We start from the raw sequence: 19,914 nt of genomic DNA on the forward strand, positions 1-19,914 counted from the left end.
AATTTGCCTGGCGGCAACAGCGCGGTGGTCCCACCTGACCCCATGCCGAACTCAGAAGTGAAACGCCGTAGCGCCGATGGTAGTGTGGGGCCTCCCCATGCGAGAGTAGGGAACTGCCAGGCATCAAATTTAGTGTGCTGATATGGCTCAGTTGGTAGAGCGCACCCTTGGTAAGGGTGAGGTCCCCAGTTCGACTCTGGGTATCAGCACCAGTTATGGCATGAGTTCGGTTTAAAAGAATTTGCCTGGCGGCAACAGCGCGGTGGTCCCACCTGACCCCATGCCGAACTCAGAAGTGAAACGCCGTAGCGCCGATGGTAGTGTGGGGTCTCCCCATGCGAGAGTAGGGAACTGCCAGGCATCAAACACGAAAGCCCTGAACATCTGTTCAGGGCTTTTTTGTTTTCCGCGATGACCTTTATCTCAATAAAAACGCTCAATAAAATCCACAGGCATAAAAAAAGCCCCTGCCAGGCTGGCAAGGGCTGAATGATGCGGCTAATCGGGTTCGCTTAGTGGATAACCTGCGACAGAAACGCCCGGGTCCGCTCGGATTTCGGATTCGCAAAGAACTCTTCCGGCGGCGCCATCTCCACGATTTCACCGCGATCCATGAAGATCACCCGATCGGCAACCGTACGCGCAAAGCCCATCTCATGCGTCACACACAGCATCGTCATCCCGTCTTCCGCCAGACCGATCATGGTATCCAGCACCTCTTTAACCATCTCAGGATCGAGCGCGGAGGTGGGCTCATCGAATAACATAATCTTCGGCTTCATACACAGCGAACGGGCGATGGCCACACGCTGCTGCTGCCCGCCAGAGAGCTGCCCGGGAAACTTATGGGCATGCTCAGCAATGCGCACGCGCTGCAGATAGTGCATCGCCAGCTCTTCGGCCTCTTTCTTTGGCATCTTGCGTACCCACATCGGTGCCAGCGTGCAGTTCTGCAGAACGGTCAGATGCGGGAAGAGATTGAAGTGCTGAAATACCATGCCGACTTCAGTGCGCACGCGTTCAATATTGCGCACATCATCATTCAGGTGGATGCCGTCTACGACAATCCGTCCCTGCTGATGCTCTTCCAGATGGTTGATGCAGCGAATGGTGGTAGATTTACCGGAACCCGAAGGGCCGCACAGCACGATACGCTCGCGCGGTTTCACCTGCAGGTTGATATCTTTCAGTACGTGGAATTGCCCGTACCATTTATTCACGTTTTCGAGCGTAATCATCATGGCGTTGGCCGCCGTTGTCATAGTTTGTGTCATGTAAAACCTCAGTGCGATTTACGCCCGGTGTGAAAGCGCTTTTCCAGATACTGGCTATAGCGCGACATGCTAAAACAGAAAATCCAGTAGACCAGTGCAGCGAAAACATAGCCCTCGGTCGACATACCCAGCCACGTAGGGTCGACGGTTGCCTGCTGCACGCTACTGAACAGATCGAACAGGCCGATGATGATCACCAGGCTGGTATCTTTAAACAGCGCGATGATGGTATTCACCAGACCAGGAATGGTCAGCTTGAGCGCCTGCGGTAAAATCACCAGCGCCTGGGTTTTCCAGTAGCTAAGCGCCAGCGACTCGGCTGCTTCGTACTGGCCTTTCGGCAATGCCTGCAGCCCGCCGCGCACCACTTCCGCGACATACGCCGACTGGAACAGGATCACGCCAACCAGTGCTCGCACCAGTTTATCGATGGTGGTGCCCTCCGCCATAAACAGCGGCAGCATCACTGAAGACATGAACAGCACGGTGATCAGCGGTACGCCACGCCAGAACTCAATGAAAATCACCGACAGGGTGCGCACCACCGGCATTTTTGAGCGCCGGCCCAGCGCCAGCAGAATGCCGAGCGGCAGCGCCCCGGCAATGCCAACAGATGCGATAATCAGCGTCAGCGTCAGGCCGCCCCACTGGCGCGTTTCCACGCGATCCAGCCCGAAATAGCCGCCATACAGCAGCAGCCAGACGACGACCGGATAGATCACCGCCCAGCAGGCGATATAGCGGCCGCGGCGCGGCATGGATTTGATAAACATCGGCACAATCGACAGCAGGCCAATCACCAGCGCCAGATTGATGCGCCAGCGCAGCTCATGCGGATAGAGCCCGTACATGAACTGGCCAAAGCGTGCGTGGATAAAGACCCAGCAGGCGCCCGCTTTCGTACAGTCCGCACGGGTTTCGCCAATCCAGTTAGCCTGGAAGATCAACCAGTTCAGCGCCGGCGGGATAACGCTCCAGATAATCCACAGGCTGAGTAACGTGAGCAGCGTATTCAGCCAGCTGGAGAACAGGTTTTTACGCGCCCAGAGCCAGGCTTTACCCATTGGATTGCCCGACACCGGCGGCGTTTCGTGTGTGGTTACAGACATAATGGTTCCGTTCTCTTAACGCTCAACCAGCGCAATTTTGCGGTTATAGAGGTTCATCAGCAGCGAAATGAGCAGACTGATAATCAGATAAACCGCCATGGTGATGGCAATGGTTTCAATTGCCTGGCCAGTCTGATTCAGTACGGTGCCGGCAAACAGCGACACCATATCCGGATAGCCGATCGCGGCCGCCAGCGAGGAGTTTTTTACGATGTTAAGGTACTGGCTGGTGAGCGGCGGGATAATCACGCGCATCGCCTGCGGAATGATCACCTGACGCAGCGTAACCGGGTTGGGCAGCCCGAGCGAACGTGCCGCTTCGCTCTGACCATGTGGTACTGACTGAATCCCGGCGCGAATCACCTCAGCAATAAAGGAAGAGGTGTAGATCGACAGTGCCAGCGTCAGCGCTGCCAGTTCCGGAATCATGGCAAAGCCGCCGCGGAAGTTGAAGCCGCGCAGCTCGGGCACATCCCAGTGCGTGGCGGCACCAAACAGCGTATGGGCGATCAGCGGCAGCAGCACAATTAAACCGGCCGCAGCGGGCCAGGTGCGGCGCAGCTGACCGGTTTTCAGCTGATGCTTGCGGTTGAAGCGGAACAGCGCGGCGCTGGCGGCGATGGCAATCGCCAGCGCGATCAGGAATGGCCAGGTGCCGGGTGCATACTCCGGCCACGGTATATACAAACCGCGGTTGCTGACAAAAGCCAGATCGAACGCGTTCAGCGCCTGACGCGGGCCCGGCAGATTGCGCAGCACGGCAAAGTACCAGAAGAAGATTTGCAGCAGCGGCGGGATATTACGGAACGTCTCGATATAAATGGTCGACAGCTTGCGCAGCAGCCAGTTATCCGACAGGCGCGCCAGACCGATGGCGAAGCCGAGGATGGAGGCGAAGACTATACAGAGCGCGGAGACCAGCAGGGTGTTGGTTAACCCGACCATAAACACGCGCGCGTAGGTATCGCCTTCGCTGTAATCGATCAGATGCTGGACGATGCCGAAACCGGCGTTGCGCTCAAGAAAGCCAAAGCCGGAGGTGATACCGCGATTGGCAAGGTTGATCACCGTGTTGTGGATCAGATAACCCACCACAGCAAACACCGCCACAATCGCGACAATCTGGTAAAGCCAGGCGCGAACCGTAGGATTACCGAACGAAAAATCCCTTTTCACGGTTGGGCGTTGCGACATGTTAAAACCTCAGTGAAGAATACGCGTGGGCACCGCAGGATGCGGTGCCCGACTGGCAGGAGACAATTAACGCACTGGTGGAGCGTACTGGATGCCGCCCTGGTTCCAGAGCGCATTCTGGCCACGTGCAATTTTCAGCGCGCTGTCTTTACCAACGTTACGATCGAACACTTCCTGATAGTTGCCAACCTGCTTGATGATGTTGTACGCCCATTTGTTGTCGAGCTTCAGGTCTTTACCGAAATCACCTTCAGCGCCCAGCAGGTGTGCCATATCTGGCGTGGTAGGTTTCGCCGCCATCTCATCGACGTTCTTCGAGCTGATGCCCATCTCTTCGGCATTCAGCATGGCGAACAGCGACCATTTCACGATGGTGAACCAGTCATCATCACCGCGACGCACGACCGGGCCCAGCGGCTCTTTTGAAATCACTTCTGGCAGTACGATGAAGTCATCCGGTTTGCCCAGTTTGATGCGCAGTGCGTACAGCTGTGACTGGTCAGAAGAGAGGGTATCGCAGCGGCCGCTGTCGAGCGCTTTAGCGGATTCATCAGAGCGGTCGAAGGTGACCGGCGTGTACTGCATTTTGTTGGCTTTAAAGTAGTCCGCCACGTTCAGCTCGGTGTCGGTACCGGCCTGGATACACACGGTGGCGCCATCCAGCTCTTTAGCGCTTTTCAGACCTGCTTTCTTGTGGGTCAGGAAGCCGATGCCGTCATAGTAGTTCACGCCAGCGAACAGGAAGCCCATACCGCCGTCGCGTGATGAAGTCCAGGTGGTGTTACGTGACAGAATATCGACTTCGCCTGACTGCAGCGCGGTGAAGCGCTCTTTCGCCGTCAGCGGGGTGTATTTTACTTTGCTGGCATCGCCGAAGACCGCAGCGGCGGCAGCGCGGCACACGTCAACATCGATACCGGTGAATTTACCGCTGGCGTCAGCGTAGGAGAACCCTGGCAGACCATCGCTGATACCGCACTGTATAAACCCTTTTTTCTTAATGGCGTCCAGCGTGGTGCCTGCGTGCGCCTGCTGGGTCACGGCGAACAGCGAGGCGGCAGCAATCAGGGTGGAAAGCATCATCTTTTTCATAAAGCATCCTGTGTGGCGAGATCGTGTGTTGTTATGTTTGCGCGCACTTTACTGTGCGCTTATTTCTTTCTGTGGCGTTTAGCCATTCACGACACTGCAAAGCTGATGCCAGGTTTGCAGAATCCTGAATTCACTGGAAAGATCTTTTAATAAACGGACGTATCCGGAAAGTTGTCGCTACTATCGCGCACCAAAAGGCAGCATGACGAGTCGCCACGATCACAAATAGTGCAAAAAGTTTCACTATATGGAAGCAGTGTGAGCTGACGCTCATGAACAGGTGTACGGCAAAGTGGAATTACCGCTGAAGCGGTTCAGGATCACAAACAAAGCGGGTTGAGGGGCGATCAGAAGGATTTTTTCTGCGCAAAAACAGGGCAGGGCGGCGGCCCTGAGAGAGATGAGCTATCACGCTGGCGATTGCAACTATCGTTACCATTTTGACGATAATCGTTTCACGCGGTGTTAACGTACAAACAGCAGCAACAAAAACGCCAGCCCAAAGGCTGGCGTTATCGCAGCAAGGAACCAGAACGCTTAGTTCATGCCGTATTTTTTCAGCTTTTTACGCAGCGTACCGCGGTTGATGCCCATCATCAGGGCAGCGCGGGTCTGGTTGCCACGGGTATACTGCATCACCATGTCCAACAGAGGCTGCTCGACTTCAGCCAGTACCAGCTCATACAGGTCACTTACATCCTGACCGTTCAGTTGAGCAAAATAGTTCTTCAGTGCCTGTTTAACCGAATCACGCAGAGGCTTTTGCGTCACCTGATCCTGTGAGTTAACGGTAGAAACGGTCAGTACGTCAGAATTTACGCGTTGTTCGAACATAGTTCTTTCAGCTCTTTATTTCGTTTACGCAAGATTTTCGAAGTATGCCTCCAACGCCTCCAGCTGTTCGCTGGCATCCTCTATGGCGTTGAATGTGCGCCGAAACTGGTCGTCAGGGGCACTTTCCTGCAAATACCAGGAAACGTGTTTTCGGGCAATACGGTATCCCTTGCGCTGACCGTAAAAGTCGTGCAGCTCCCGTATGTGTCCAATCAGCATATGCTTCACTTCAGCCAGCGGCTTCGGTGCCAGCAGCTCCCCTGTGTCCAGATAATGCTGGATTTCCCGGAAGATCCACGGTCTTCCCTGAGCAGCGCGTCCCACCATCAGAGCATCGGCTCCGGTGTAGTCGAGCACTGCCCTGGCTTTGTGCGGGTCAGTAATGTCACCATTCGCGATAATCGGAATAGCGACGCTCTGCTTAACTGTCCGAATGCTGTCGTATTCAGCTTGCCCTTCAAACAAACAGGCGCGCGTGCGGCCATGAATGGTCAGGGCCTGAATACCACAGCGTTCAGCCAATTGGGCAATCTCTACACAATTACGATTTTCTTTGTCCCAGCCGGTGCGAATCTTCAGCGTAACTGGTACATCGACTGCGTTCACCACCGCACGGAGGATTGACTCCACCAGTTGCGGATGCTGCAGCAGCGCTGAACCTGCCATCTTACGATTCACTTTTTTAGCCGGGCAGCCCATGTTGATGTCGATAACCTGTGCACCGGACGCAACATTAATGCGCGCGGCGGCGGCCATCTCATCGGGATCGCAACCCGCAATTTGCACGGCGCGAATACCGGGCTCGTCACTATGCACCATACGCAAACGCGATTTGTCACTGGCCCAGACTTCCGGGTTCGATGACAGCATCTCGGAGACAGTCATACCGGCGCCGTTGTCATAACACAGGGTGCGAAATGGCTTGTCGGATACTCCGGCCATAGGCGCAGCGATGAGTCGATTACGTAGCTGGTGATGTCCAATGCGCATGAAAAAGAAGTGACCCTAACTGTTCGCAAGGCGGCGTATATTACGCATTTTTTCCGGAAGATGAAAGGCCAAACTTTGAACAATTCGCCGTTTAAGATCAGGGAAATGGGGCCTGGCAGCGGGGTATTGAACATTACTTGTTTAAATTCAGTGTATTACAAAAATACGCTGAAATTGTGAGCAAAAGTTTTTCCAAAAATATGCGCTGAATCACAACATAAAAACCGCCACTTCCGCGAATCGGCAAGAGAAATGGCGGTGATTTGATTGAAAAGTGAACGCTTTATTTACGTTTGGTGAGTATTTCGTTACTCAACCACCAGCCGGCCATTGAGCGGCTGCACCGGGCGGCTGTTACCGTGTTCACCCAGCACCGCGCTAAAGGCCTGCAGCTGCTGTGCGGAAGCCGTTACCGGTTGCTTCATCACCAGCCAGCGCACGCCTTCACTGCACGGTGGCGTGGTGAGTGAACCGCTGAAGCGGTAGTAACGGCGATCGGCGGGTAGCAGTGGCGTAATATCGACATCCTGCTGCAGCGTAGCCGGCTGATTGACCTGCGCCGGCAGCGTATCCAGCAGCGTCGTCAGTACCGGATTTGCCGCACCGGCTTCGAACATCACCCCGATGACCGCCAGCTGCTGCTGCTCGTCACTGAATACAAAGTGGCCCTCAAGCGGATAGCGTTTGCCGTCGATCAGGTTTTCGCTCGGGGTATGGAAGTGGAACTGCTTCAGCGTGAAGGTCTCGCCGTCCAGCGTCAGCGTATCGCCCTGCTGCAGGTTGATCTGCACGGTGTGGCCGTTGTTAACAATCGCGGCCTGGCGCGCCTGCAGTTCCAGCGTCAGCGCCGGCAGACTGGCATGCAGCGCCTGGCGAATATCAATCGGCGACTGATTCACGCCCTGCTTGCAGACGTGAAAATCAGGGGACAGGTCGCCCCACTGCTGTGGCTGAGCATAATCCCAGGCGGCAGCCTGAACGTGAGCAAAAGGCGCTGCTGCCAGCAGCAGAGCGATCAGTGTGTGTTTGCTTTTCATCATCATTTATTCACTAAGCGATATATCAATGTTATGTGCCGCGCACGGCACGGTTAACAGGGATAGCGCTATCGCCTGGTGCAGCAGTCTACTGATTTCAATGTAAAGAAACGGCAGGAAAACGGGGCTGGCGGGGATTTGAGACAGGTCTCAGGCGGGGGAAATCGGGCCAGCAGTTGCTGGCCCATTCGTCGGTTAGCGGCGCACGCCAGTGATGCGGCACCACTCCTCTTTTTCCGCCACGGCGTCCAGCGCAAAGCGCTCCGCATAGGCTTCACACACGCTTTCCGCCTGGCTGGCCAGCACGCCGGACAGGCCGAGATGGCCGCCGGCTTTCGGCAGCACGCTAATCAGCGGCGCCAGTTCACGCAGCGGACCGGCGAGGATATTGGCGACCACCACATCCGCCTGCAGGTTTTCCGGCTGCTGGTGCGGCAGATACAGCGACAGGCGGTCGGCCACGCCGTTGCGCTCCGCGTTATCGCGGCTGGCCTGGATCGCCTGCGGATCGATATCAATGCCGATCGCCCGGTCTGCACCGAGTTTCAGCGCGGCGATGGCCAGAATGCCGGAGCCACAGCCGAAATCGATCACCGTTTTGCCCTGCAGATCGAGACCATCCAGCCAGCTCAGGCACAGCGACGTGGTGGGATGGGTGCCGGTACCAAAGGCCAGACCGGGATCAAGCATCACGTTAACCGCATCCGGATCCGGCACGTCGCGCCAGCTTGGGCAGATCCACAGGCGTTCACCGAAGCGCATCGGATGGAAGTTATCCATCCATTCGCGCTCCCAGTCTTTATCCTCGATCTGTTCGATCTTATGGCGGAAACCCGATCCCAGCAGCGGATGCTGGCTCAGTTCAGCCACTACGTCGTCCATGGCGGTTTCCGCGTCGAACAGGCCAGTCACATCGGTATCGCCCCACAGGCGGGTTTCACCGGGCAGCGGCTCATACACCGGGTTGTCGTGCGTGTCCTGAAAGGTGACCGACACCGCACCGACATCCATCAGCGCGTCGCTGAGGGTTTCGGCGTGCTCGCCGGTGCTGTTAATTTTGATTTGAATCCATGGCATAGCGTTTCTCTTTTATTCCAGGGCAGCATCGCGAGCGTCAGGCGCGCTGCCGAACAGATTACCCACCAGGCAGGCCAGCAGGCTTAATGTCAACGATGGCACGATAGGGTGAAAGCCCCACAGTTCGATTTTCAGGCTGGCAAGCAGCGTATAGCAACCGGCGCCCACCAGCATGCCACTGATGGCGCCCGCCGCATTGGCGCGCTCCCAGTACAGTCCCAGCACCAGCGGCCACAGAAAGACCGCTTCAAGGCCACCGAACGCCAGCAGGTTGAGCCAGATAATCATATCTGGCGGATTCCAGGCCGCCAGCAGCAGCAGCAGGCCCAGCACAAAGGTGATGGTGCCGGAGAGCAGCCGCAAACGCGCCTCGTTCTCGCTGTGCTGCGGCGCAATGCGCAGGTAAAGATCTTTGATCAGCGTAGCGGACGATTGCAGCAGCTGCGCGTTAATCGTCGACATGATCGCCGCCATTGGCGCCGCGAGGAACACGCCAGCCGCCATCGGTGGCAGCACGGTGATCATCAGCGTCGGGATCACGCGATCCGGAATCGCCAGATCAGGCAGTACCGCGCGGCCGAGTGCGCCGGCCAGATGCATGCCGAGCATCAGTATCACTACCACGATAGTGCCAAGGATAATTCCACGGTGCAGCGCTTTGCTGTCTTTGTAGGAAATACAGCGCACGGCAGTATGCGGCAGCCCAATCACGCCAAAGCACACCAGCACGGCAAACGAGCTGAGGAAGGTCGGATTGATGACGTTGCCGACGCCTTCCGGTGATACCAGCTGCGGATCGATGCTGCGCAGTTTGGTGACCGCCGTTTCCAGTCCACCTGCCTGATGGATGACGGCAAACAGTAGCAGGAAGGTGCCAATCAGCATCACCAGCCCTTGCATGGCATCGTTGAGCACGCTGGCGCGAAAGCCGCCAAACGCGGTATACAGCGCGATGGTGCCGCCAAAAATCAGCAGCCCGGTGTCATAAGGAATACCGGCGGCCGTCTCCAGCAGGCGCGCGCCGCCGATGAACTGTACCGTCATGGCACCAATAAACGCCACCAGCAGGCTGATACTGGCCAGCCAGATAAGCAGCGGGCTGCGGTAGCGGCCATACAGCATGTCGTTGAGCGTCACGGCGTTGTAGCGTCGCGCCAGAATCGCGAATTTTTTTCCCAGCACGCCGAGCGACAGCCAGACTGCCGGCACCTGAATCATCGCCAGCAGCACCCAGCCCAGGCCGTATTTATACGCCGCACCGGGTCCGCCAATGAAGGAACTGGCGCTGATGTAGGTGGTGGTGATGGTCATCGCCAGCACAAAACCGCCCATCGAGCGACTGCCGAGAAAATACTCACTCAGAAAGTTGCCGTGGCGCTGTTTGCGCATGGCAAACACCGACAGCCCGGCGATCACCACCAGATAGGCCAGCAGTGGCAGAATGATTTCAGTTTCCATCGTGGTCCTCCAGAGACATATCGCGGAACACCACGCGCACCATCAGCCAGCACAGGCCGATGAACAGCAGCGGGGCGAACACGCAGGAGAACTCAAACCAGCGCGGTAAGCCGGTAATACCGCTTTGTGTGCCGCCGAGCCACGCGGACACGCCCCAGACAGCGAGGTACGCCAGCGTCAGGTACAGCGACCAGCGCGCCTCTTTGTTAGCTTGCAAAAAACGCCCATCCATCATGCAACCTCAAAGGCAACAAAAATGAAAAAGGCCGGTTTAACCGGCCTCTGCATTGCTCTGCGCTGCGCTTACTTCTCGTGCAGGCCGAGTTTTTTCTCCAGATAGTGGATGTTAGTACCACCCTGCTGGAAGTTTTCGTCGGTCATGATGCGCATCTGCAGATCGACGTTAGTCTTGATGCCGTCGATGATCAGTTCCGCCAGCGCATTTTTCATGCGCGCGATAGCCACGTCACGGTTTTCGCCGTAGGTGATCAGCTTACCAATCATTGAGTCGTAATACGGCGGCACGCTGTAGCCGGCATAGATGTGCGATTCCCAGCGCACGCCAAAACCGCCTGGTGCGTGGAAACGGGTGATCTTGCCCGGGCTCGGCAGGAAGGTGTTTGGGTCTTCGGCGTTGATACGGCACTCGACCGCATGACCGCGCACCACCACATCTTCCTGTTTGATTGACAGCGGCTGACCGGCAGCAATACGCAGCTGCTCTTTGATCAGGTCGACACCAGTGATCATCTCGGTGACCGGATGTTCCACCTGAATACGGGTGTTCATCTCGATGAAGTAGAACTCACCGTTTTCATACAGGAACTCGAAGGTACCGGCACCACGATAGCCGATCTCCACGCAGGCGTTAGAGCAGCGCTCGCCGATGTAACGACGCAGTTCCGGCGTGATGCCCGGTGCTGGTGCTTCTTCGACCACTTTCTGGTGGCGACGCTGCATGGAGCAGTCACGTTCGGCCAGATAGATGGCGTTGCCCTGACCATCAGCCAGAACCTGAATCTCGATGTGGCGTGGATTCTCGAGGAATTTCTCCATGTACACCATGTCGTTGTTGAAAGCCGCTTTGGCTTCCGCTTTCGTCATGTTGATGGACTGCTCAAGATCCTTGTCGCTGCGCACAACGCGCATACCGCGACCGCCGCCGCCGCCAGAGGCTTTGATGATCACCGGATAGCCGATGCGCTTAGCGATGGCACGGTTTTTCTCCATGTCGTCGGTCAGCGAACCGTCAGAGCCTGGTACGGTTGGTACGCCGGCTTTTTTCATCGCGTTGATCGCTGACACTTTGTCGCCCATCAGGCGAATGGTGTCGGCTTTCGGACCGATGAAGATAAAACCAGAGCGCTCAACCTGCTCGGCGAAATCGGCGTTCTCAGAGAGGAAGCCGTAGCCCGGGTGGATCGCAACCGCGCCGGTGATTTCGGCGGCGGAGATCAGCGCCGGGATATTAAGATAACTTTTGACCGACTGCGCCGGGCCGATGCAGACGGTTTCGTCCGCCAGCAGCACGTGCTTCAGATCGCGGTCTGCCGTGGAGTGAACCGCCACAGTCTTGATGCCCAGTTCTTTACAGGCACGCAGAATGCGCAGCGCAATCTCACCACGGTTAGCAATGACAATTTTATCCAGCATGCTTCGCCTCGTTATTCGATGACGACCAGCGGCTCGTCGAATTCAACCGGCTGGCCGCTTTCCACCAGGATCGCCTTCACAACGCCGGATTTATCGGCTTCGATCTGGTTCATCATTTTCATCGCTTCAACGATGCACAGGGTGTCGCCAGCGTTCACTTTCTGACCCACTTCCACAAACGCTTTGGCGTCCGGGCTTGGGGTGCGATAGAAGGTACCGACCATCGGCGAACGCACGATGTGGCCGCTGACTTCAGGTTTAGCCGCTTCTGCAGCGACAGGCGCAGTAGCAGGTGCAACCGCAGCAGCCAGCGCAGGCTGTGGAGCCGGAACAGCATAAGCCTGCTGCATCATAGGGTAACCGACATTGGCAGGTGAACGGCTGATGCGAACCGACTCTTCGCCTTCAGAGATTTCCAGCTCAGCGATGCCGGACTCTTCAACCAGTTCGATCAGTTTCTTAATTTTACGAATATCCATGAGTGTGGTTCCGTACTCTGTTTAATTGGAATGTGACAGGCGTTTTACGGCCGTTTGTAAAGCCCACGAGTAGCCGTCGGCGCCCAGTCCACAGATGACGCCGGCAGATACATCGGAAAGATAGGAGTGATGTCGGAACGGTTCGCGTGCATGCACATTAGAGAGATGCACCTCAATAAAAGGAATGCTAACCGCCAACAGCGCATCGCGCAGGGCAACGCTGGTGTGCGTAAACGCAGCCGGGTTAATGATGATGTAATCGACGTTGCTGCGGGCTTCGTGAATACGATCAATCAGCTGGTATTCCGCATTCGATTGCAGATGACTCAATTTCACATTGTGCTGGTCGGCCTGTTGCGTCAGATCGCTGACAATCTGCGCCAGCGTGGTGTGACCATACTTGTCAGGCTCGCGCGTTCCCAACAGGTTCAGGTTGGGTCCGTTTAACAGCAGTATGTGAAATTTATGCGCCATCTTGCGGCTATCTCCTGCAATCAGTGAGGCATCGCGTAAAATACCGCGACATCCTTCATTTGTCACTCTTCAGAGTGAAAAAGAAGACTTCGCTTGCAATAAAGCCGGGCATTATATCCGTTTCGAGGCAATTCGCAGCAAAATACTGGTCTTATCTGCGAAGTTGATCCGGCGAGGCCCGAAGGCCACACCTTTTAACAGATCTCGCAGCAGGAAAACAACCTTGCGGGAATTATCGGCGCAGAAGTTTACGCAACTTATTGTAACGCCAGCCTAACAGCGCCAGCGCCAGTAGCGCATAAATCCACGGCTGCGGTGACAGCACTTTCACTGACCAAAGATAGTGGACAGGCGCGAGGATCGCGACCAGATAGATGCCGTTGTGTAGCGTTTGCCAGCGGCGTCCCAGTTTGCGTTGGGCGCGCTGAAAAGAGGTGATGGCGAGAGCAAACAGAATAATCCAGCTGATCATGCCCAGTAACAAATAGGGGCGCGAGACAATCTCACTGCCGAGTAATCGCAGATGATCGTAACCCAGTTCCAGCAGATAGTAGCTGGTGAGATGCAGACAGGCCCAGGCAAAGCACCACAGGCCGAGCAGCCGGCGGGTACGAATCAACAGCGGCTGCTTCAGATAACGCGTCAGCGGGCTCACCAGCAGCGTCGCCAGCAGCAGCTTCAGCGCCATGCGGCCGGTAAAATGCTGGATATCTTTCGCCGGATCGGCGCTCAGCCAGCCCTGATTTGCCGCCAGAAACAGGTACACCAGCGGCACAAACGCCGCCAGATGCAGCACCACTTTCAGCAGCGTAACGTGGCGTAATGTCAGGCGCACTCAGTAGTTCTCCCGTAAATCGAGACCGCGATACAGCGAGGCCACCTCTTTAGCATAACCGTTGAACAGCAGCGTCGGCTGGCGTTCCACCTTGAGAATGCCGCCCGCACCGATAAAGCGCTCAGTGGCCTGCGACCAGCGCGGGTGGTTGACGTGCGGATTCACGTTAGCGTAGAAGCCATACTCGTTGGCGGCAATCTGGCTCCAGGTGGTGGGCGGACGATCGTGCGTCAGGGTAATTTTGACGATCGACTTAATCCCTTTGAAGCCATATTTCCACGGCACCGTCAGGCGAATCGGCGCGCCGTTTTGCGGCGGCAGCGCTTTGCCGTAAACGCCGGTGCTGAGCAGCGTCAGCGGATGCATCGCTTCGTCCAGCCGCAAGCCTTCAACATAGGGATAATCCAGCCCACCGCCGATAAAGCGGTCCTTTTGTCCCGGCATCTGATCGGGCGCGTATAGCGTCTGGAAGGCGACATAGCGGGCATTGCTGGTGGGTTCAGCCAGCTTCAGCAGCTTGTTGAGTTCAAAGCCTACCCAGGGAATCACCATCGACCAGGCTTCAACGCAGCGCATGCGATAGATACGCTGCTCCATGGCGAAACGCTTGAAGATGTCGTCCATATCCAGCGTCATCGGCTTCGCCACTTCACCCTCAATGCGCAATTGCCACGGGTCGGTTTTCAGCGTGCCGGCATTGGCGGCGGGATCGGCTTTGTCGAGACCAAATTCGTAGAAGTTGTTGTAGCCTGCGACTTTATCAAACGGCGTCAGCGGCAGGTCCGCCTGCCACTGGGCCGGTTTACTGAACTGCAGATCGCGTCCGGCAGGCGCCGGCGGCCTGTCATTGCCCTTAAACCAGCTCAGCACATCGGCCTGTGCGCCGCCGGGCAGGCTGGCCGCGGCAGCGCCAAGCCCCAGCGCTTTCAGCACCTGGCGGCGGCGCAGATTAAAAATGCTTTCCGGCGTAACATCGGCTTCGGTAAGGATGTGCGTGCGCTTCATGGCGTTCTCCGGCAAATCGATTAACTGCAGCTAGCATGATCAAACGCTGCCCGGCGCGCCACTTTCGCTGGCAAAATGTGAAATTTCCTGGCCGGTGCGTTCTGTTGAGAATAGGACGAAAAAGCCGCCCCGGAAGGCAGCGCTTCACACTTTGACGTTATACTCGCGCCGCAGGGTGGCGAAACCCGGCGCCGGGCGGGCGCTGATTTGGATCGGTAATTGTGATAATTTGCTCAGGTTTGCACCAGCGCGGCTGGCGCGAACAGTTGGCTGGCGTTCATAAACCGCAGTGATACAGGCACAGGGATGCGATTAACAACTAAGTTTTCTGCGTTTATTACCTTATTAAGCTTACTGGCGATGTTACTGATGCTGGTAGGCTGCGCTTTTAGTTTTATCTGGCTGTCGCAGCAGCGCGTAGAGAACCGTGTGCAGACACTGGCGACGGAAGTCGATAAAGCGCTGGCAAACCAGTCACCGCAGGAACTGACGCAGTGGCTGACGCGCCTGATGCCCGTCATCAATGCCGAACAGCTGGAACTGCATCACGATGATACCGTGCTGTTCCGCCTCGCGCGCCATGAAAATCCGATGCTGGAAGACGAGCCCAATCGTTTCATTCAACTGGATGTGCCGCTGGTGCACGCGCCGGGCATGGCGCTGCGCGTGGTGGTGCTCGATCCCGCCAAAACCTGGTTCCGCTCGTTCACCGGTGCCTACACGCTGATTATCCTGCTGACGGTGGTGGCGATCATGTCGGCACTGCTGGTGATGACGCACCGCTGGCTTAACCGCCGCTGGCAGCATATGGAGCGGCTGGAGGCGCGCGCGGAGCGCATTCTGGCTGGCGAGCGCACGCCGCGCAGCGATACCATCGCCGAATGGCCGCCGAAAGCCAGCCGCGCTATCGATCTGCTGCTGGGGGATTTACAGGAAGCCGGCGAGCAGCGTCTGCGTATCGACACCTTAATCCGCACCTTTGCCGCGCAGGATTCGCGCACCGGCCTGAATAATCGCCTGTTTTTCGATAACCAGCTGGCCACGTTGCTGGAAGACCAGGAAGACGTTGGCACGCACGGTGTGGTGATGATGGTGCGGCTGCCGGACCTCGACACCCTGCATGAAACCCTCGGACCGACGCTGGTCGATGAATACCTGTTCGACCTGGTGAACATGCTCTCCACCTTCGTGCTGCGCTATCCGGGTGCGCTGCTGGCGCGCTATTTCCGCAGCGACTTTGCCGTACTGCTGCCGCACCGCACTTTGAAAGAGGCCAACAGCATTGCCGACCAGCTGATCAACGCGGTGGATTCACTGCCGCCGATGCGCATGGTGGATCGTGATGACCTAATCCACATTGGCATCAGCGCCTGGCGCAGCGGCGAGTCGGTGTCGCAGGTGATGGAGAATGTCGAACTGGCCACGCGCCGGGCGGCGCTGCAGGGCGGTAACAACTGGTCGGTGGGCGAGGGCAATACGCTGGAGATGGGGCGCGGCAGCGTGCGCTGGCGCACCCTGCTGGAAAACACCGTGAACCGCGGCGGCCCGCGTCTGTACCAGAAACCGGCGGTGCTGCTGGACGGCAAAGTGCATCACCGTGAAATGCTGGCGCGCGTGTTCGACGGCGATAAAGAGGTGGTGTCGGCAGAGTTCATGCCGCTGGTGCTGCAGCTTGGCATGGCCGACAGCTGGGATCGTCAGCTGGTCATGCGTATTGCGGCGCTATCGGAGGTCTGGCCGGATGAAACGCTGGCGCTGCCAGTGAATATCGATTCGCTGCTGCAACGGCCGTTCCAGCGCTGGCTGCAAAAATTGCTGCTGCAGTGCAGTAAATCGCAAAGAAAACGATTTTTATTTGAACTTGCTGAGGCGGATGTTTGTCAACACATCAATCGTTTAGTGCCGGTTTTCCGTATGCTAACCGCGTTTGGCTGTCGGATTGCGGTAGATCAGGCCGGATTAACGGTGGTGAGTAGCGCTTACATCAAGCAGTTCCCGATTGAGCTGATCAAGCTCGACCCGGGTCTGATTCGCAACATTGAGCGCCGTACAGAAAATCAGCTGTTCGTGCAAAGTTTGCTGGAAGTGTGTAAATCCACGCCCACCAAAGTCTTTGCCGCCGGTGTACGCACGCGCGCGGAGTGGCAAACGCTGGCCGGGCTGGGCGTCGCGGGCGGCCAGGGCGACTTTTTTGCTCCTTCGCTGCCGGTGAACAGTAACGTGAAGAAACACTCGCAACGTTACCGGATTTAGCGCGTCAGCCACAGATACGGCAGCAGGCGGCTGTTTTTCGCCTTTATGCCGTGCGCAGCCGGCGCGATCGGCGGCGGGAAATGTTAGATTTTATGTCGGAATTCACCCGCGACCGGCGGGTGAATTTGCGTTTAGAGCGGCAGCTTAGCGCCGTTTAACGCCGGTGTCGGACGGCAGCACCGCCGCGAAAAATTATTCAGCCTGGTTTTTCACCGAAGCAGAACGTTTTTGCGCCTTGTAGCGGCTTCGCGTGGTTGGTAAAGTAGGCGGATTTTATTTTCCGCCCCCAGCTTGCAGGATTATCCCTTAGTATGTTTAAAAAATTTCGTGGCATGTTTTCCAATGACTTGTCCATTGACCTGGGTACCGCGAATACCCTGATTTACGTAAAAGGACAAGGCATCGTGCTGAACGAGCCTTCTGTGGTTGCCATTCGTCAGGATCGCGCCGGCTCCCCAAAGAGCGTAGCGGCTGTTGGTCATGATGCAAAGCAGATGCTTGGCCGTACGCCGGGTAACATCGCAGCTATCCGTCCGATGAAAGATGGCGTTATCGCCGACTTCTTCGTGACTGAAAAAATGCTCCAGCACTTCATCAAGCAAGTGCACAGCAACAGCTTTATGCGCCCCAGCCCACGCGTGCTGGTGTGCGTGCCGGTTGGTGCGACCCAGGTTGAGCGTCGTGCCATCCGCGAATCGGCGCAGGGCGCCGGTGCCCGTGAAGTGTTCCTGATTGAAGAACCCATGGCCGCGGCAATCGGCGCGGGTCTGCCAGTGTCAGAAGCGACCGGCTCGATGGTGGTGGATATCGGTGGCGGTACGACCGAAGTCGCGGTTATCTCCCTGAACGGCGTGGTTTACTCTTCTTCTGTGCGTATTGGTGGCGATCGCTTCGATGAAGCTATCATTAACTACGTGCGCCGTAATTACGGCTCGCTGATTGGTGAAGCCACCGCTGAGCGTATCAAGCATGAGATCGGTTCTGCTTATCCGGGTGACGAAGTGCGCGAGATCGAAGTGCGCGGTCGTAACCTGGCTGAGGGCGTGCCGCGTGGCTTTACGCTGAACTCCAATGAAATCCTGGAAGCGCTGCAGGAGCCACTGACCGGTATCGTCAGTGCCGTGATGGTCGCGCTGGAGCAGTGCCCGCCGGAGCTGGCGTCTGACATCTCCGAGCGCGGTATGGTGCTGACCGGTGGCGGTGCGCTGCTGCGTAACCTGGATCGTCTGCTGATGGAAGAGACCGGTATTCCGGTGGTAGTCGCAGAAGATCCGCTGACCTGCGTAGCGCGCGGCGGCGGTAAAGCACTGGAAATGATCGACATGCATGGCGGCGATTTGTTCAGCGAGGAGTAATTCCTCTCCGGCTGAGACCGTGGTCAAATTGCGCAGGGAATAGCGACGATACCCAAAATCAGCACAACAGCAGGACGATGACCATCGCATGCCGCACGGCAGCCTCAGCAGCAGGCACCGGGCAGCAGCGGCACAACGTCGTCACTGCGGTTTGCAGGATGCGGGGTAACTGGCGACGCTGCGCACGACGGCGTATAGCGTCCAGCCCTGGAGGCGTGAGTGCTGACACTCACGCTTCTTCCCTGATGTCGAGGAATTCGCAGAATTTATGAAGCCGATTTTTAGCAGGGGACCTTCCCTGCAGTTGCGCCTGTTTCTGGCCGTGATTGTGGCTATCGCGATTATTGTCGCCGATAGCCGGATCAGCACGTTCTCCCAGATCCGCAACTACCTGGACACGTCGGTCAGTCCATTTTACTTCCTGGCCAACGGGCCACGACAGCTTCTTGACGGCGTTTCCGAAACGCTGGCCTCGCGCCAGCAGCTGGAGCTGGAAAATAAAGCGCTGCGCCGTGAGCTCTTCCTGAAAAACAGTGACCTGCTGATGCTGGGGCAATACAAGCAGGAAAACGCGCGTCTGCGCGAGCTGCTCGGCTCGCCGCTGCGTCAGGATGAGCACAAAATGGTGACCCAGGTGATCTCCACCGGCACCGATCCTTACACCGATCAGGTGATCATCGATAAAGGCAGCGTCAACGGCGTGTATGAAGGCCAGCCGGTGATCAGCGATAAAGGCGTGGTCGGCCAGGTGGTGGCGGTAGGGCAGATGACCAGCCGCGTGCTGCTGATCTGCGATGCCTCGCACGCCCTGCCGATTCAGGTGCTGCGTAACGATATTCGCGTCATCGCCGCCGGTAACGGCTGCAGCGAAGATCTGCAGCTGGAGCATCTGCCGGGCAATACGGATATTCGCGTCGGTGATGTGCTGGTGACGTCGGGCCTGGGCGGACGCTTCCCGGAAGGGTATCCGGTCGGCGTGGTGTCGTCAGTGAAAGTGGATACGCAGCGTGCCTATACCGTGATTCAGGCGCGTCCGACCGCCGGTCTGCAGCGTCTGCGCTACCTGCTGCTGCTGTGGGGTGCGGATAAGAACGGCGACATGCCGATGGCACCGGATGAAGTGCATCGCGTGGCCAACGAGCGCCTGATGCAGATGATGCCGCAGGTGCTGCCGCCCGCGGGCGAAATGGGGCCGCCGGCACCCGCCATGATGCAGCAAAATCAGCAGATGGGGCCGCCACAGCCCGCCGCCAGCAGCCGTTCGCAGGGTAATCCGGCGAACTCGCGCGGAGGCCAGCCTTGAGTCGATATCGCAGCCAGGGGCGTTGGGTGATCTGGCTGTCCTTCCTTGTTGCGCTTATCCTGCAAATCATGCCGTGGCCGGATCAGATTTACATGTTCCGGCCATCTTGGCTGTTGCTGATCCTGATCTACTGGGTGCTGGCGCTGCCGCACCGGGTCAATGTGGGCACCGGCTTTTTCCTCGGCGCCATTATGGATCTGGTCGCCGGCTCAACGCTGGGCGTGCGTGCGCTGGCGTTCAGCATTATCGCCTATCTGGTGGCCTTTAAATTTCAGCTATTCCGCAATCTGGCGTTGTGGCAGCAGGCATTAATGGTTATGGTGCTGTCGCTGGCGGTTGATGTGATTGTTTTCTGGGCAGAATTTTTGGTCATCAACGTCTCCTTCCGCCCGGAAATCTTCTGGAGTAGCGTGGTCGACGGTATCCTGTGGCCCTGGCTATTCTTACTGATGAGAAAGATTCGCCGTCAGTTTGCTGTGCAATAAGGAATAC

19 protein-coding genes, 1 tRNA gene and 2 rRNA genes are annotated in these 19,914 nt (G+C 57.1%); 7 read left to right on the forward strand and 15 right to left on the reverse strand.

Annotated features, from left to right (window positions below):
- Positions 1–6 precede the first annotated feature (6 nt).
- From rrf (FT726_RS13760) to rrf (FT726_RS13770), 3 genes are all read left to right on the forward strand, one after another.
- Positions 7–122: ribosomal RNA gene (gene rrf / locus FT726_RS13760) — 5S ribosomal RNA — on the forward strand.
- Positions 123–136: 14 nt separating this feature from the next.
- Positions 137–212: transfer RNA gene (locus FT726_RS13765), tRNA-Thr, on the forward strand.
- A 32-nt stretch (positions 213–244) separates the two neighbouring features.
- A 5S ribosomal RNA gene (gene rrf, locus FT726_RS13770) occupies positions 245–360 on the forward strand.
- Between the two features lie 152 nt (positions 361–512).
- On the opposite strand, the gene FT726_RS13775 is transcribed toward rrf (FT726_RS13770), so the two are convergent.
- The 15 genes from FT726_RS13775 to msrP all read right to left on the reverse strand — a co-directional run bounded on the left by FT726_RS13775 (position 513) and on the right by msrP (position 14,511).
- The gene (locus FT726_RS13775) at positions 513–1,274 is read right to left on the reverse strand and encodes an amino acid ABC transporter ATP-binding protein (RefSeq protein ID WP_058759889.1); all 762 of its coding nucleotides are present in this window, start codon (positions 1,272–1,274) and stop codon (positions 513–515) included.
- 8 nt (positions 1,275–1,282) lie between these two features.
- Complete coding sequence (locus FT726_RS13780; RefSeq protein WP_282996893.1) at positions 1,283–2,383, reverse strand: amino acid ABC transporter permease; 1,101 nt, start codon at positions 2,381–2,383, stop codon at positions 1,283–1,285.
- A gap of 15 nt (positions 2,384–2,398) precedes the next feature.
- Positions 2,399–3,577 carry an amino acid ABC transporter permease gene (locus FT726_RS13785; protein WP_021508165.1) on the reverse strand — a complete coding sequence of 393 codons (1,179 nt, stop codon included), beginning with the start codon at positions 3,575–3,577 and terminating at the stop codon, positions 2,399–2,401.
- Positions 3,578–3,643: 66 nt separating this feature from the next.
- Positions 3,644–4,669 (reverse strand): amino acid ABC transporter substrate-binding protein, encoded by a 1,026-nt coding sequence (locus FT726_RS13790; protein ID WP_058759887.1) that lies wholly within the window; start codon positions 4,667–4,669, stop codon positions 3,644–3,646.
- A gap of 537 nt (positions 4,670–5,206) precedes the next feature.
- Complete coding sequence (gene fis / locus FT726_RS13795) at positions 5,207–5,503, reverse strand: DNA-binding transcriptional regulator Fis (RefSeq protein ID WP_003855228.1); 297 nt, start codon at positions 5,501–5,503, stop codon at positions 5,207–5,209.
- 24 nt (positions 5,504–5,527) lie between these two features.
- Positions 5,528–6,493, reverse strand: a complete 966-nt coding sequence (gene dusB, locus FT726_RS13800) for a tRNA dihydrouridine synthase DusB (protein ID WP_040679767.1) — start codon at positions 6,491–6,493, stop codon at positions 5,528–5,530.
- Positions 6,494–6,801: 308 nt separating this feature from the next.
- Positions 6,802–7,530, reverse strand: a complete 729-nt coding sequence (locus FT726_RS13805) for a carbonic anhydrase (RefSeq protein WP_031279827.1) — start codon at positions 7,528–7,530, stop codon at positions 6,802–6,804.
- A gap of 195 nt (positions 7,531–7,725) precedes the next feature.
- On the reverse strand, positions 7,726–8,607 hold the full coding sequence (prmA, locus tag FT726_RS13810; protein WP_150059495.1) for a 50S ribosomal protein L11 methyltransferase: 882 nt from the start codon (positions 8,605–8,607) through the stop codon (positions 7,726–7,728).
- A gap of 12 nt (positions 8,608–8,619) precedes the next feature.
- Positions 8,620–10,065 (reverse strand): sodium/pantothenate symporter, encoded by a 1,446-nt coding sequence (panF, locus tag FT726_RS13815; RefSeq protein WP_346302931.1) that lies wholly within the window; start codon positions 10,063–10,065, stop codon positions 8,620–8,622.
- Positions 10,055–10,297, reverse strand: a complete 243-nt coding sequence (locus FT726_RS13820; protein WP_058759884.1) for a YhdT family protein — start codon at positions 10,295–10,297, stop codon at positions 10,055–10,057. The genes panF and FT726_RS13820 overlap by 11 nt, the downstream gene beginning before the upstream one ends.
- A gap of 71 nt (positions 10,298–10,368) precedes the next feature.
- Positions 10,369–11,718: an acetyl-CoA carboxylase biotin carboxylase subunit gene (accC, locus tag FT726_RS13825; RefSeq protein ID WP_021508158.1), complete on the reverse strand. Its 1,350-nt coding sequence runs from the start codon at positions 11,716–11,718 to the stop codon at positions 10,369–10,371.
- Between the two features lie 11 nt (positions 11,719–11,729).
- Positions 11,730–12,197: an acetyl-CoA carboxylase biotin carboxyl carrier protein gene (gene accB, locus FT726_RS13830; RefSeq protein ID WP_222986072.1), complete on the reverse strand. Its 468-nt coding sequence runs from the start codon at positions 12,195–12,197 to the stop codon at positions 11,730–11,732.
- Positions 12,198–12,218: 21 nt separating this feature from the next.
- Complete coding sequence (gene aroQ, locus FT726_RS13835) at positions 12,219–12,671, reverse strand: type II 3-dehydroquinate dehydratase (RefSeq protein WP_346302932.1); 453 nt, start codon at positions 12,669–12,671, stop codon at positions 12,219–12,221.
- Between the two features lie 232 nt (positions 12,672–12,903).
- Positions 12,904–13,506 carry a protein-methionine-sulfoxide reductase heme-binding subunit MsrQ gene (gene msrQ / locus FT726_RS13840; protein WP_150059494.1) on the reverse strand — a complete coding sequence of 201 codons (603 nt, stop codon included), beginning with the start codon at positions 13,504–13,506 and terminating at the stop codon, positions 12,904–12,906.
- Positions 13,507–14,511, reverse strand: coding sequence for a protein-methionine-sulfoxide reductase catalytic subunit MsrP (gene msrP, locus FT726_RS13845; protein WP_021508154.1), 1,005 nt, complete (start codon positions 14,509–14,511; stop codon positions 13,507–13,509). It lies immediately after the preceding gene.
- A 306-nt stretch (positions 14,512–14,817) separates the two neighbouring features.
- On the opposite strand from msrP, the gene csrD reads away from it, so the two are divergent.
- The 4 genes from csrD (at position 14,818) to mreD (ending at position 19,907) form a co-directional block, all read left to right on the forward strand.
- Positions 14,818–16,764: an RNase E specificity factor CsrD gene (csrD, locus tag FT726_RS13850; protein WP_058781111.1), complete on the forward strand. Its 1,947-nt coding sequence runs from the start codon at positions 14,818–14,820 to the stop codon at positions 16,762–16,764.
- Between the two features lie 311 nt (positions 16,765–17,075).
- On the forward strand, positions 17,076–18,119 hold the full coding sequence (gene mreB, locus FT726_RS13855) for a rod shape-determining protein MreB (RefSeq protein WP_003855260.1): 1,044 nt from the start codon (positions 17,076–17,078) through the stop codon (positions 18,117–18,119).
- Between the two features lie 268 nt (positions 18,120–18,387).
- Complete coding sequence (gene mreC / locus FT726_RS13860; RefSeq protein ID WP_021508152.1) at positions 18,388–19,422, forward strand: rod shape-determining protein MreC; 1,035 nt, start codon at positions 18,388–18,390, stop codon at positions 19,420–19,422.
- Positions 19,419–19,907, forward strand: a complete 489-nt coding sequence (gene mreD, locus FT726_RS13865) for a rod shape-determining protein MreD (RefSeq protein ID WP_031279826.1) — start codon at positions 19,419–19,421, stop codon at positions 19,905–19,907. The genes mreC and mreD overlap by 4 nt, the downstream gene beginning before the upstream one ends.
- Positions 19,908–19,914: the final 7 nt, after the last annotated feature.

This window comes from Pantoea sp. Morm (assembly GCF_016643525.1).
GTDB classification, from domain to species: Bacteria; Pseudomonadota; Gammaproteobacteria; order Enterobacterales; family Enterobacteriaceae; genus Pantoea; species Pantoea dispersa.